We start from the raw sequence: 12902 nt of genomic DNA, 5'->3' as shown, positions 1-12902 counted from the left end.
GTTTTAAATACAGTCTTTTCAAGTGACTTAATTTAGGCTTGATAAATATCAGCCAATCAAAATATTAAGGATATTATGAAAACAGATACGTACCACTATTTCTCACTACCTGCCACTGATAAAGCAGCGATAGCCGAACTCAGCCATCATTATTGGCCCAATGTCGAAGACGCTGACGAAAACGATTTGCGCTACTATCTTGAACAACAGATTGTCGTTGTCATGCATGACAAAAACGGGCAACTGGCGGGATCACTGAAAATCCCAACCACGTCCGTCACGCTTAATGATCAACGCTATCAAGTCAGCGGCCTATCCGAAGTGATGATTGCACCTCAATATCTCCATAAAGGGTTTGGCACGTCACTTATCATGACCGCCTTTGCTTTAATTCAACACGATGACGCCGACTTTAGCATTTTCACTTGTCCACCAGACTTAGTCCCATTTTACGAACTCGGCGGTTGGACAACCTCTCCCCAAACCGTTTTGATCGGCGGTTCCTCAAGTGAACCCATCAAAAGCGATAACATTGGCACCGTGTCAATGTTAAGTTGTTTTACGCCTGTCGCACTTGATCACCAAGAGCAAATTGCTAACTCAACCATTGCTCTAAACGTTGGTCCTAATGTGATGTGGTGATCGCTAAAAGCGCCGGTGACGAGAAATTCGGCCCTCTTCGCGATCTAAATTACGTTTTTTTAGAAGATCAGCATCCAATTGACGATGCTGATCTTCTTTTAGTTGGCTCATTCCCTGACGGATGGCCGCTAACCGCGTTTGTGTCGCGTCACTGAGCCGATCGGCTGGCAGCCAGTCAGTCAACTCATCCAACGCTGCTAGACGTGGTGTCACCTTTTCAGCAACTACCGCATCATAATCCCGCTGTGACCGGCTGTGTTTCTTTAACCGATTCGTTTCATTCAGCAATGACGTCACGCTTAACCACAAACCATCGACGATTTCGCTAATTGCAGCTGACGATAACATATTTTGCCTCCTCGAATTTTACCTTTATTAAAGAACTAATATCGTCTTTACACAAACGATACATAATTAACACAAAAAACTGTAGTTAACTTTTACATTGTTTTGCCAAACTTAAGCTGTATAGAGTCATTAGCAAAACTTTTATAGCGTTTTCCTGTCGTTTCAACTCAGCATCATCACCAACATGGAGGGTATTTGGGATGAAGAGAAATCATTGGTTAACTTGGTTGCTTGCAGTGCCGTTGTTAGTTGGATTTGCCACGGTGATCAAACCACAGCCGGCATCTGCCAGCCAAACAAAGAAGCGGGTCAACATCACACTGTGGCATGCCATGACGGGCCCGTCAGAAAAGGCATTAGCAGATATGGTTACAGATTATAATCACGCACAATCCAAGGTCCACGTCACTGCACTATATCAAGGCAACTATGGCGATCTCCAGAAAAAAATCATGGCCGCTGGTAAATCGAATACGTTACCTGCTCTGGGACAATTAGGTTACTCTGCCGTCCCAGATTTGCAAAGCCACCAATTAATTCAACCCATTACTAAATTGGTGAACGGCAAGCAAGGTTTAACTAAGAAAGATTTTGCCGATTTATATCCCACATTCACTAAAAACATGACTTACAAAAAGAGTTACTACACGACTCCGCTCAATAAGTCACCACGTTTGTTATTTTACAACAAGGCACTCCTCAAAAAGTATCATTTAACTGTCCCCAAAACATGGCAGGACATCGCTAATGATGGCGCTAAAGTTAAACAGGATAATATTACAGCACTAGGCATCGATGCTGGTTTTGACATCGAATTTGCCGGGATTGCTCAAGAATTTGGCAGTCCGATTATCAATAATCGTTTGAAGCCAGAAATGAACAGCAAAGGACCTAAGGCAACCAGCGCTTACTTTGTTGATAACATCAAAAAAGGCTACATCAAGCCGGCTGGATCTGACAAATACTATTCCGGCGCATTTACGCAAGGCAAGTCACTCTTTTACATCAGCTCTTCAAGTGCAATTCAAGCCATTCAAACACATGCCCCAAAGGACTTTAGCTGGGGAACGGCGGAAATGCCCGCTTATAAGTCGACCCGTTTATCCGCAGTCGGCGGTGCGGATTTAATGATGTTTAAGGGCCTGTCCACTGCCAAACAAAAAGCAGCTTGGAACTTTATGAAGTACTCCATGTCTACGAAGGCCAGCGCGAAATGGTCACAGGCATCTGGTTATGTACCAGTCAGAAAATCGTCAGTTAAGTTGGCCAGTTACAAACAGTACCTGAAGCAGAATCCAAACCAACAGACGGCCGTCGATTCTTTAAACATTGGTGTTCAGCAACCAACGTTTAAAGGGTACTCCGCTTTCCGTCAAGACTATATCACCGCCATTGATGATATGTTTTCACTGCGTAAGACACCAAAACAAGTTTTACCAGATCTTCAAAATAAAGCGCTAGCAGCACAGAAAAACGGCAACTAACGAACTTCTCTATAAACAATTTTCTAACTAACATGGAAGTGTTGGACTCCCTGTTCTCATTAGCCAACTCAAAAAATGTCGCTCCTGATTTTTAAGGAGCGGCATTTTTAAGATGAACATTCTTCATTACTGACAAGTATTTCTTAGTTGGTAATGCCCTCATGCGAACCGTTCAATATTGCTCGCATGCTCGTACCGCATCGATACTTAGCAATCCGATGTTCCGGTACCGTTGCCGGCTGACCACTGATGTCACTGATGACACGTGTTTTATTTGTATGAACGACAAATGTGCCAAAGCGGCGCAACTCAACATCCCGCCCGGCAGCAAGTTCCTCACCGATGCAGTCAAATAGGGCATCAATCACTTGTTGTGATGTACTTTGCGAGACCTCCGCATGTTTGGCAACCATCTTAACTATTTCTTTTTTCGTTGTTTTCTCTTTCATTATCTCAGTACCCCCTTAATTTGTTAACTGTGGAACGCTGCTATAACATTTCATGTTTGGCAAACCTAGCGCTATTTAAACCGCGCTTAATTTCAATTTGAACGGTCACGTGACAAATATTGAACCGTTGCTGTAACAGCTGTGTTTCTTGAGCAGTAATCCACTCGATGTCTTCAATCGCATCAGGCGTAATATTCACGTGAGCGGAAAAGATGATATCCTTCTCGTCTTCCATCCATGCGTGAAGATGATGCACATCGACCACCCCTGGCACCTGCGTCATTGCTTCAATAATGGCGTCATAATCGAGTAATGGTGCGTTTTGCAGCAAAATTTTGGACGTTTGTTTCACAACACCAACGGTCTCATAAATAATGTAAAGCGACACGGCAATGGTTAACGCTGCATCAATCCAATAAATGTGAAACGCCATCACCATCAAGGACCCAATAATTACCGCAATTGAGGCCAATGCATCCGCCAATAAATGTAAATACGTGGCCTTAATATTCAGGCTCCCCCGTGAATCTGCATGCATTAATACAGCGGACCCCATATTAAAGCAAAAGCTAACCAATGCCGTCCAAAACATGACAGATCCATTGATTGCTTGTTGGTGTAACAGTCGTTGAATCCCCTCCCACACCAAAACAATGGAAATCAAAATCAATACAAGGCTGTTGACAAACGCTGTCAAGATCTCAACACGATGGTAGCCAAACGTCGCCCGCTCATCCTGGTCGCGCTGGCCAATCCGCTGTGCTGAATAACTCAATACAATGGACAAGGAATCGCCAAAATTGTGAATGGCATCTGTGATCAGTGCCAACGACCCTGCTAATAAACCACCAATAATTTCAACAACCGTAATTGAGATGTTGAGCAGCGTCACAAACGCAAATTTGCCACCCGTAAGTGGTCGTTCATGTTCTTCCATAATCATCTGTCTTTCTGTACGTCAAATGTGAAAGGGACAGTTCAAAAAGAACTCACATTATTTCTACTAAGTTACTCTGATGTAAAAGTTCCACTAAGTTTGTTTGCTTAACCCATGCTGGTTAAACCTATGTAAGCTGACCTACGCAATCAAACTTAATGTTGCTTCTCGTTATCTTCGAAAATAATCCAATCTATGCCCCAAATATGAAAGGCGCGGGGCTTTTATCATCATGCCGTCTCCATTTAACATCATCGATTCAGGGACCTGTTGCATAATTGCACCAACCGTGTCGCATCGTTTGTGTAATACACGAACTTTATTATGACCAAATTGAGTTAACGTATATATTTTTTGGCCCGTGATTTCGTTCAATAAACGACGCTTTTTCAATAATGAAACCGTTTTTACAAGTCTATTGTTACCCGTCCCTAAAAATAGTGCTAGGTTCGTCTCACTTGTTTCGTGCCCCGATAGCGCCAATGTATCAATCGCTATCAGAATTCTGTTCGATAGTAAAATGACTTTCACATCCTTTCATTTAATTTTAGCCATCCCTTAAAAATAATATACCCAATTTTAAATTAAGTGTCCACAAATCTAAAAAGATGTTGTATTATATTCGGGTACCAATACTACAAAAGGAGGTATTTGCTTTTGGACACAACAAGCAAAAAACCGAAAAAAGAGCATTTGATTCATTATGCTAATGGCCGTTCGCTCGAAGAAATTAACGGTACCGTTAAAGTTCCGATGGGGAAGGGATTCTGGAAAACCCTACTTGCCTACTCTGGACCGGGTGCACTAGTTGCCGTAGGTTACATGGATCCCGGTAACTGGTCAACATCTATTACCGGTGGTCAAAACTTCCAGTATCTGCTGATGTCCATTATCTTGATATCAAGTTTAATCGCAATGTTGTTACAGGCCATGGCGGCTAAACTGGGTATCGTGAGTCAAATGGACTTGGCACAAATGATTCGTGCCCGCACTAGTAAGGCACTTGGTATCGTACTTTGGTTAATGACAGAATTTGCCATTATGGCAACGGATATCGCCGAAGTTATCGGCGCTGCCATTGCGTTATATCTTTTATTCCATATTCCATTGGTTATTTCAGTTTTCATTACTGTTTTTGATGTCTTGCTATTATTGTTATTAACTAAAATTGGTTTCCGAAAAATTGAAGCAATCGTTGTCGCATTGATCGTCGTTATTTTCGTCGTCTTTGCTTATCAAGTTGCCTTGTCAAACCCTGACTGGGGTGCTGCCATTGTGGGCTTGATTCCTAGCGCCAAGACCATTTCAAAAGGACCCGTAATTGGTGGTATTTCACCATTAACTGGTTCACTTGGGATTATTGGTGCCACGGTTATGCCACATAACTTGTACTTACACTCAGCCATTTCACAAACGCGTCAACTCGACCACAATGATGAAAACCAAGTTGCTCAAACGGTGCGCTTCACTATGTGGGACTCAAACATTCAATTAACAGTTGCTTTCTTCGTTAACGCATTGCTGTTAGTCATGGGTGTTGCCGTATTCAAGAGTGGTGCCGTTAAGGACCCTTCATTCTTCGGTTTGTACCAAGCTTTGAATGACACGTCGACCATGAGTAATGGTGTGCTAGCCAGTGTTGCTCGGACAGGAATCTTGTCCACACTGTTCGCTGTCGCTCTATTAGCTTCTGGTCAAAACTCAACCATCACTGGTACCTTAACTGGTCAAGTCATCATGGAAGGCTTCATCCACATGAAGATGCCACTATGGATGCGTCGTTTAGTTACCCGACTGATTTCAGTCGTTCCTGTTTTAATCTGTGTTGGTTTGACTAGCGGTCAGTCAGCTGTTCATCAACACGAAGCGCTAAATGATTTAATGAATAACTCACAGGTGTTCCTAGCCTTTGCCCTGCCTTTCTCAATGTTGCCATTACTGATGTTTACTAACAGCAAAGTTGAAATGGGTAAGCGATTCACCAACCATTGGTACACTCAGATTGCAGGGTGGGCAGCCGTATTGCTCTTAATTGGGTTGAACATCTACAACATGCCCGCTCAAATTCAAGCATTCTTCCCAGCAAAAGACATCAACATCGCTAACATTGTCGCTTACATCGTCATCGCTGCCATTGTTGCTCTACTCGTTTGGATGGTCATCGATCTCTATCACGGTAACAAACGTTACGAAGCACAACTTGCCGAAGCAGCCGAAGAAAACAATGCCACTGCTGAAGCTAAGTAGTCGATTTCAAATCTAATTTGAGGAGAATGAATAGACATGTCGGAAGATGTAGATAAGGTTTTCAAACGAATTTTAGTCGGGGTTGATGACTCCGCTGATGCTCAACTTGCGTTTAAATACGCCGTTCGTCGCGCAGCTAAAGATGGCGCCACATTGATTATCACTTCCATTCTGGAAAGCGACGATATGAACGTCTATCAAGCACTCACTAAGGACTATGTTCATGGCGAACATGATGAATTAGTCGCCCACGTTCAAGGTTACAAAAAGATTGCCGAAGATGGTGGCGTAGAAAACGTTGAAGTCATCGTTGATGAAGGCGATCCTGGTGAAACAATCGTTAAAAATGTAATTCCTGAAGTTAGCGCTGACCTGCTGATCATTGGCTCATTATCTAAAAAAGGAATTCGCAAGTACTTCGGTTCTCAAGCCGCATATATGGCAAAGTACTCGCCTATTTCTGTTATGATCCTGCGTTAATTTGAACTATCCCTGCTGTTTGAATGTACGCAAATAAGGTATCTAAGAAGTCTAATCACTTCTCGGATACCTTATTTTTTTACTTTCTGTTCACTTAAAATTCAACTGTTAATCTGATACATAAAACCTTGCCGTTACGCCGAACGAAGACGCCGTTCCATGAGAACCGGTCTCAGCCTCCTGAAGCCCGGAGTCTTCAACCTTGATTATGAGCCGAAGTACACGTCTCATAAGTCATCCCGCAACACTAAGCGGCTAAGGTCCCGCCGCCAAGTGTTGCCGACACGGAACTCTGTCTTCATTCAGCTCCACTCCTGTAGTCAATATTTCACTGTTCAGTGATTTACCGCTTAAACAGCAAATGAAAGTTAGCTGAAACTTGCTACTATTTAGCTGGAGGGCGTCAACATTGATACCGAGCCGTGAAAGTAACGTTAATTCGGTGGTTTATCCGAATTTAGGTTACGGACGGTCGCATAGACTCGATGGGCTTACGAGGCTGTGCAACGAGGTGAAAGACTCCGAACTGGGGAGGCTTGAACCGGTCCCACGGCGAGCGTGTCAAGGTTGACAACCGTAAGCAAACTCAAAGCCTCTATTTTTCAGCAAACTTCATCAAACAACGTTGAAGTTAGTTGACCCAAACTTGATTGGCATGGTGAATCTCAGCTAACTGGGACTTTCGGACCAGCCACAATCCAATCAGAAGAACTGGCAAATAATGAATCGCATCGCTGATCAGAGAAATCATCAATTCTTCCCCTGACATCGAGCCGCTAAGAACGTTGGCGTGTTCAGCAAATTCAAGGTAGAACGACGGCAAATCAAACGTTGCATGCATCACCATCGGCCAAAATAATGAACCGGTGCGCAGCGTCACCGCAGAGAAATACACGCCTAAACAAATAGCATAACCAATCTGAAGCGTTGTGTTAATTCCACTTTGACCGAAGTTGTCGAAAAAGTGGCCAGCATGCATAAGTCCAAAGAGAACACTGCTAACCAAAACGGCATTTACAATGCGATGACGCCCCTTAAAGTTATGCACGAGCTGCCCTAAAATGATGCCACGAAAGAGACTTTCTTCATAAAAACCGACGAGCAACGACATGACAACTGCTTCAATGCCTGGTACAAATTTTGTATTAACAAAATAACTACCAATAAATACCCCACCTTTAATGAATACAAGGAGTAATCCCAGCCAACAAACATTCCAAAACAAGCCATGCGTTTGCCAACGATAAGATAACGGCACGTGGAGCCAGTATTTATTCATAACCACAATGGCGATCACGGCAATCAGTTCGACGCTTAACTCCCACGCCGTCTTATCCATAAACTGACCAAACAATCGTCGAAGGACAATTAAGCCAATCATCATTGCCACTGTAATGCCTGTCAGAATACTAATTGTTTGGCCTACAGACCATTTTTTCATTGCAACATCTCCAAGGACAAATTTCACCGAATTTTTTAGTTCACGTTTACAATATTCTCAATACAGTAATAGTAATGGAGGCGTTTATGATGCAAAAACAAGCCATCAATACTGCGACAAATAACTGGTGGGTGCTCGTCGCCATAGGCATTTTCGCATTTATGTCCAATTTGGACGCCAGCATCGTTAATATCGCCATCCCCGTTATGGGACGTCAGTTGAACATTCCCCTAAACCAAGCGGAGCGGGTAGTTTCACTTTACCTCATTTTCATGTGTGCGTTACTACTTTTCTTTGGCCGTCTTGGTGATATGTATGGAAAAGTGCGCATTTTTCGCATTGGTACTGGTGTCTTCGTTCTTGGATCCCTGTTAGCGGCCGTCAGCACGACATTTTGGTTACTACTATTGTCACGCATCGTCCAAGCATTTGGTGGTGCCCTAACCCTTTCCAACACATACGGCATTGTAACCAGTACGTTTGATATCAACCGGCGTGGCCGGGCGATGGGATTTGTTGGCACATTTGTCGCGCTCGGTTCGGTCGCCGGACCAGCGCTAGGCGGACTCATCTTAGCGACGGGATCCTGGCATGATATTTTCTGGATCAACGTTCCAATCGGCTTAATTGCCATTATAATCGGTGCTTTTGCACTGCCTAAAACCGAATCACGGCCAGGTGGTGAGATTGACTGGTTTGGCTTGATTAGTTGGTCAATCTTCATTATCGGTCTGTTCGGCGGTGTATTCATCGGCCAACAAGTTGGCTTCACCGCTGCCATACCAATTATTGGTTTTGTCTTGGCACTAATTGCCATCGTGGTTTTTCTTCAACGAGAACGGCGCACATCAGCACCCATGATGTCACTGCATATTTTTAGTAACCGACCGTTTACACTCGGTGTGAGTGCTGCCGTCCTGATTTTCTTATCAAACTTTTTTAGCGTCGTCCTCATGCCATTCTACCTGGAAAATGCTCGTCGGTTCACACCTGGACAAGCCGGAATTTTACTGATGGTCTTCCCGATCACGCTGGTTATCGCCGGACCAATTGGCGGTTTTCTGGCAGACAAACTGTCACAGGCGACTGTTGCCAGCAGCGGGCTTGCCATTATCGCACTGTCGCAATTAGGCTTCGTGCTACTCTTGAACGGGACTACTCCCATTTGGCAGTACATTGTGATCACAATCATCATGGGGTTGGGAACCGGTCTGTTTCAGTCGCCAAACGGTGATATCGTTATGTCAGTTGTCGATAAGTCAGAACTTGGCATCGCAGGCAGCATTAATTCGCTAGCCCGTAACTTAGGCCTGGTTACGGGCACTGCAGCCGCAACCACGACCTTATTCGGGGCGATGAGCCACTTCATGGGCTATCATGTCACGACTTATTTGCCAGCACATCCAGACGCGTTTTACTACGGCCTTCGCGTCTCGTTTGTCGTATCGTTCATCATGATTGTCCTGGCGTTGTTGACCTCACTGCGTTTGTCTCACGTACTACGCGGTCGCGAATTAAAGTAGGTCTTGTAATTGTTGATTCTTGGCAATCTTGACGCGCAATAAGGTTTTCCGTTTGTCTTCGGCCACCCGCCGGAAATCAGACAGGTAAATCTCCTTGTGCGCCTTTTCTGTGCGTTCATAACCTTCATTGTGAAGAAAATAGTCGAGCCGCTCAAAATCTTCCTGTTCAGTGTCAAACGAACCAACGTGCAACAGCATCCCCACAAGACCTTCAGCAACCGTTGTGAGTTTCACCTCAGCTAGCAGTTCAGCGGGCACCTTCTCCTTAACCATTGTCTTCGCTTGCGCTAACACCTGTTCGTTCACGAAGGCTGGTTGTTTGATCATAATCGTATATAACAATTGCGTTTTATCAATTGTCGGTTGATTATAGCCTTCTGGCAGCGTCCAGCGTCCCTCAAGTGGATAAACGGTGTAATCAAACGCACCAGGAAAGACAATATCCTTTTTAGGTGCCATTTTAATGGCGTAGCTGATTGCGTACAGTGCAGCCACCTTATCACCAAACGGCGCGGTGTTTGGATCACCTTGCCCAGTTAAAGTAATAAACGTTTGCGCCGGGATGGTCGTAATCGTTGGTCGCTTCATGGTTGGATAAATGGCGCGCTCAGCTTTCCGCCATTCATATTTTTCTGTCATTCTTAGACCCTCCATACAATTCAAGCTCGGATTCTTTGGTAAAGTTACGCTACTTTCATTATACTGTTGCTAGAGTGCCGTAAACCATCACGACAACATAAATTGTAAACGAGGAGTAATTTAAAATTATGAAAATTGGCATTATCGGAGCCACAAACCGAACTGGAAACGTTATCCTACGGGAAGCGCAATCACGAGACATCGATGTTGAGGTCATCTTACGTGACCGCCGTCGAGTATCTTCGGACGCCGAGGTATTGGAAATTGAACCTACGTTATTAACCAGCGATGATATTGAAGATTTGGACGTACTCGTTTGCGCGTTTGGCACAGGTAAATTAAATGATAGTAGTCGTTTATATCCAGCCTTGATCAAACATTTAATTGAAATCACGAAGCAATCCAGTGTTCGGTTGATGGTCGTTGGCAGTTCCAGTTGCCTATACACCGATGCCGAGCGCTCACAACGGTTGTTTGATGAACCAGGATTTCCAGAAGCTGCCAAAAATTCAGCAAACAGTTTAAATGACGTCCTCAAACTTCTGCGGGCTAGCGATGGCGTTGATTGGACTTATATTTCACCAGCAGAAAAGTTTGTCTTTCGAGCACCTCGCACCGGTCACTATCAACTGGGAACTGATTTTCGTAGCTATAATGCCGCAGGTCTATGTGAAGTCAGTTACGCTGATTATGCGATTGCATTCGTCGATGAGATTCAGAATCACCAACATATCAACGAACACATTTCTGTCGTTTCACGTTAGTTTTCAAGAATAGTTCTTTTACCTGTTTCGTTTGCGAAATTGCTCGTGCATTGGCCACTCCGGCTGCGTTACAATCTTAGGTGACGCAAAAATTCTGAGGAGGCCTTTTTATGTCTAAATCTTTTGAAATTGAACCCGCATTCTGGAACCTGTTTCCTGACACAACGATTGGCATTGCCACATTGCACAACTTCGACAATCACGGTGAGTTCCCCCAAGCTGTGCTGGATGACGCTAATCAACAAGCACAACAGTTAGTTCCTGAAACGCCCATCGCTCAAAACGGTGTGGTTGCCGATTGGCGGGAAGCCTACCGCAAGTTCAAAACGAAAAAAGGTGCGCGTTCATCCATTGAAAACCTGCTCAAACGCGCCCAACAGGGTAAACCAGTTAGCAGCATCAACCCACTAGTTGATCTGTACAACGTTATTTCACTGCGTCACGCCCTCCCCTGCGGTGGTGAAAACATCGATGCTATGGTCGGCGATATCAAGCTAACCGTGGCAGATGGTGGCGAACCTTTCCATCCACTGGGTGAAGATGACGAAGAACCAGCTCTGGCAGGCGAAGTTGTGTACAAAGATGACGCTGGTATCATCTGTCGTTGCTGGAACTGGCGCGATGGTGAACGGACCATGCTTACCGAAGACACAACTAATGCCTTTCTATGCTTAGAATGTGTCAATCCAGAACGAAAAGACGCACTGGAAGCAGCGTTGACTGACTTAAAAGAGTTGACCAAGACCTACCTCAACGCCGATGCCGAAACCAGTATTTTAACAATCGATCAACCACGAGTAGTCATTAACTAACATGTTTGTTGACCAATAACACATATCATTTTTGATTCAAATAAAGCAGGACTGTGGGTGCGATAAGCATCTGCGGTCCTGCTTTGTTGTAATAAATATTTTAATTCCAATCAAAGTCGAACGATGCCCTGCGGTTGTCGACATTGACACACTCACCGTGGGACCGGTTCAAGCCCACAGTTCACGGTCTTTCACCTCGCCGCACAGCCTCGTGAAGTTCCGAGTCTATGCGACCGTCCGTGTTGTAAATCCGAAAGAACCCTTCGGATTAACAACACCTTCACGACTCGGTATCAATGTCGACGCCCTCCAGAGTACATTCGCCAGAAAATATTGTCCTAGCCCGACCACCCTTAACAATCAGAACCTGGCCACATATGGGTCTGTTTTAACACCCGCATTGTTTAAATATCAAAACGTAACTTCAAGGCCTCCGTTAACACACCAGACACATTGACCTTCTGCTCTTTTGCGATTCTGTCCAAATAATCCGGAATTGTGACACTTTTTCGAATAGTCTTCGAATGTTTACGTCTGTATGCAGCCAAATCTACTGGAATCAAAGCAACGGTTTCATCCTTTTTTAAATGGATGTCCTTTAAGTCTGTCGCAATCGGATAATCTGTTTTATCTTCAAGTAAAATTCCAATTGCATCCTCCGCCATTTTCACTGCGTCAACTAAATCTTCTCCCTGAGTTACCGCACCAGGAACATCCGGGATTTTGACCAAAATGTATTTACCATCCTTAGCAAAAACGGCCGGATAAATAACTGTTTGTTTTTCCATAATTGTCTCCTCCACAAAGCCAAACACTCAACTGAGTAAAATTTTTTACCCTCGTTCAATGCCTGCTTCTTTTAAAATTTCCGCCTCTAAACCCCTTCCAAGCTCTTTCGCATGTATTGGTACAATCACAGTTGTATTCGTCACAGCATTATACATTTTTAAATGCGACGAGCTATTTTGCGACTTTTTACGAAAACCATTATTTTTTAATAACTTAATCATTTCGCGCGGCTTCATTGGCATTTCTGTCACCTAAGTTAGATAAGATAATACATATTGTATATGCATTGATTTCGAAAAACAATTCATTTGACTTCTCCCGTAGAAAAAAAGACGGCTTCAATGCCG

14 protein-coding genes are annotated in these 12902 nt (G+C 44.1%); 7 read left to right on the top strand and 7 right to left on the bottom strand.

Annotated features, from left to right (window positions below; all coding sequences use genetic code 11):
* The first annotated feature begins 75 nt into the window (after nt 1-75).
* Nucleotides 76-642, top strand: coding sequence for a GNAT family N-acetyltransferase (locus LDK34_RS09475; RefSeq protein WP_178941895.1), 567 nt, complete (start codon nt 76-78; stop codon nt 640-642).
* 3 nt (nt 643-645) lie between these two features.
* Here LDK34_RS09475 and LDK34_RS09470 read toward each other — a convergent pair whose 3' ends face one another.
* Nucleotides 646-990: a hypothetical protein gene (locus LDK34_RS09470; protein ID WP_178941894.1), complete on the bottom strand. Its 345-nt coding sequence runs from the start codon at nt 988-990 to the stop codon at nt 646-648.
* Between the two features lie 200 nt (nt 991-1190).
* On the opposite strand from LDK34_RS09470, the gene LDK34_RS09465 reads away from it, so the two are divergent.
* On the top strand, nt 1191-2474 hold the full coding sequence (locus LDK34_RS09465; RefSeq protein WP_178941893.1) for an ABC transporter substrate-binding protein: 1284 nt from the start codon (nt 1191-1193) through the stop codon (nt 2472-2474).
* A gap of 143 nt (nt 2475-2617) precedes the next feature.
* Here LDK34_RS09465 and LDK34_RS09460 read toward each other — a convergent pair whose 3' ends face one another.
* Nucleotides 2618-2923, bottom strand: a complete 306-nt coding sequence (locus LDK34_RS09460) for an HU family DNA-binding protein (RefSeq protein ID WP_161004105.1) — start codon at nt 2921-2923, stop codon at nt 2618-2620.
* Between the two features lie 40 nt (nt 2924-2963).
* Complete coding sequence (locus LDK34_RS09455; protein ID WP_178941892.1) at nt 2964-3860, bottom strand: cation diffusion facilitator family transporter; 897 nt, start codon at nt 3858-3860, stop codon at nt 2964-2966.
* A gap of 657 nt (nt 3861-4517) precedes the next feature.
* On the opposite strand from LDK34_RS09455, the gene LDK34_RS09450 reads away from it, so the two are divergent.
* Together LDK34_RS09450 and LDK34_RS09445 are read left to right on the top strand one after the other, a co-directional pair.
* Entirely contained in the window at nt 4518-6107 is a 1590-nt protein-coding gene (locus LDK34_RS09450; RefSeq protein WP_178941891.1) for an Nramp family divalent metal transporter, read from the top strand.
* Nucleotides 6108-6143: 36 nt separating this feature from the next.
* Complete coding sequence (locus tag LDK34_RS09445) at nt 6144-6587, top strand: universal stress protein (RefSeq protein ID WP_017260771.1); 444 nt, start codon at nt 6144-6146, stop codon at nt 6585-6587.
* A gap of 631 nt (nt 6588-7218) precedes the next feature.
* Here LDK34_RS09445 and LDK34_RS09440 read toward each other — a convergent pair.
* The gene (locus LDK34_RS09440) at nt 7219-8028 is read right to left on the bottom strand and encodes a CPBP family intramembrane glutamic endopeptidase (RefSeq protein ID WP_178941890.1); all 810 of its coding nucleotides are present in this window, start codon (nt 8026-8028) and stop codon (nt 7219-7221) included.
* Nucleotides 8029-8117: 89 nt separating this feature from the next.
* On the opposite strand from LDK34_RS09440, the gene LDK34_RS09435 reads away from it, so the two are divergent.
* Complete coding sequence (locus LDK34_RS09435; RefSeq protein ID WP_236941802.1) at nt 8118-9551, top strand: MFS transporter; 1434 nt, start codon at nt 8118-8120, stop codon at nt 9549-9551.
* Here LDK34_RS09435 and LDK34_RS09430 read toward each other — a convergent pair.
* On the bottom strand, nt 9543-10190 hold the full coding sequence (locus tag LDK34_RS09430; RefSeq protein WP_178941889.1) for a GyrI-like domain-containing protein: 648 nt from the start codon (nt 10188-10190) through the stop codon (nt 9543-9545). The two genes, LDK34_RS09435 and LDK34_RS09430, sit on opposite strands and share 9 nt — an antisense overlap.
* A gap of 128 nt (nt 10191-10318) precedes the next feature.
* Here LDK34_RS09430 and LDK34_RS09425 point away from each other — a divergent pair, with 128 nt between their 5' ends.
* A complete protein-coding gene (locus tag LDK34_RS09425; RefSeq protein WP_178941888.1) occupies nt 10319-10954 on the top strand; it encodes an NAD(P)-dependent oxidoreductase in 636 nt (211 codons plus the stop codon).
* A 110-nt stretch (nt 10955-11064) separates the two neighbouring features.
* On the top strand, nt 11065-11766 hold the full coding sequence (locus tag LDK34_RS09420; protein ID WP_178941887.1) for a B3/B4 domain-containing protein: 702 nt from the start codon (nt 11065-11067) through the stop codon (nt 11764-11766).
* A 404-nt stretch (nt 11767-12170) separates the two neighbouring features.
* On the opposite strand, the gene LDK34_RS09415 is transcribed toward LDK34_RS09420, so the two are convergent.
* On the bottom strand, nt 12171-12554 hold the full coding sequence (locus LDK34_RS09415; RefSeq protein ID WP_161004112.1) for a type II toxin-antitoxin system HicB family antitoxin: 384 nt from the start codon (nt 12552-12554) through the stop codon (nt 12171-12173).
* 45 nt (nt 12555-12599) lie between these two features.
* On the bottom strand, nt 12600-12797 hold the full coding sequence (locus LDK34_RS09410; RefSeq protein WP_161004113.1) for a type II toxin-antitoxin system HicA family toxin: 198 nt from the start codon (nt 12795-12797) through the stop codon (nt 12600-12602).
* Nucleotides 12798-12902: the final 105 nt, after the last annotated feature.

The organism is Furfurilactobacillus milii, from assembly GCF_021654115.1.
GTDB lineage: Bacteria > Bacillota > Bacilli > Lactobacillales > Lactobacillaceae > Furfurilactobacillus > Furfurilactobacillus milii.
Note: the sequence above shows the minus strand (reverse complement) of the source record. Positions and strands in the feature narration are given on the sequence as shown.

Excerpts from the sequence above, each read along its gene's own strand:
- LDK34_RS09475 (WP_178941895.1), top strand. The coding sequence starts at position 76 with ATGAAAACAGATACGTACCACTATTTCTCACTACCTGCCACTGATAAA.
- LDK34_RS09470 (WP_178941894.1), bottom strand. The coding sequence starts at position 990 with ATGTTATCGTCAGCTGCAATTAGCGAAATCGTCGATGGTTTGTGGTTA.
- LDK34_RS09465 (WP_178941893.1), top strand. The coding sequence starts at position 1,191 with ATGAAGAGAAATCATTGGTTAACTTGGTTGCTTGCAGTGCCGTTGTTA.
- LDK34_RS09460 (WP_161004105.1), bottom strand. The coding sequence starts at position 2,923 with ATGAAAGAGAAAACAACGAAAAAAGAAATAGTTAAGATGGTTGCCAAA.
- LDK34_RS09455 (WP_178941892.1), bottom strand. The coding sequence starts at position 3,860 with ATGGAAGAACATGAACGACCACTTACGGGTGGCAAATTTGCGTTTGTG.
- LDK34_RS09445 (WP_017260771.1), top strand. The coding sequence starts at position 6,144 with ATGTCGGAAGATGTAGATAAGGTTTTCAAACGAATTTTAGTCGGGGTT.
- LDK34_RS09440 (WP_178941890.1), bottom strand. The coding sequence starts at position 8,028 with ATGAAAAAATGGTCTGTAGGCCAAACAATTAGTATTCTGACAGGCATT.
- LDK34_RS09435 (WP_236941802.1), top strand. The coding sequence starts at position 8,118 with ATGCAAAAACAAGCCATCAATACTGCGACAAATAACTGGTGGGTGCTC.
- LDK34_RS09430 (WP_178941889.1), bottom strand. The coding sequence starts at position 10,190 with ATGACAGAAAAATATGAATGGCGGAAAGCTGAGCGCGCCATTTATCCA.
- LDK34_RS09425 (WP_178941888.1), top strand. The coding sequence starts at position 10,319 with ATGAAAATTGGCATTATCGGAGCCACAAACCGAACTGGAAACGTTATC.
- LDK34_RS09420 (WP_178941887.1), top strand. The coding sequence starts at position 11,065 with ATGTCTAAATCTTTTGAAATTGAACCCGCATTCTGGAACCTGTTTCCT.
- LDK34_RS09415 (WP_161004112.1), bottom strand. The coding sequence starts at position 12,554 with ATGGAAAAACAAACAGTTATTTATCCGGCCGTTTTTGCTAAGGATGGT.
- LDK34_RS09410 (WP_161004113.1), bottom strand. The coding sequence starts at position 12,797 with ATGCCAATGAAGCCGCGCGAAATGATTAAGTTATTAAAAAATAATGGT.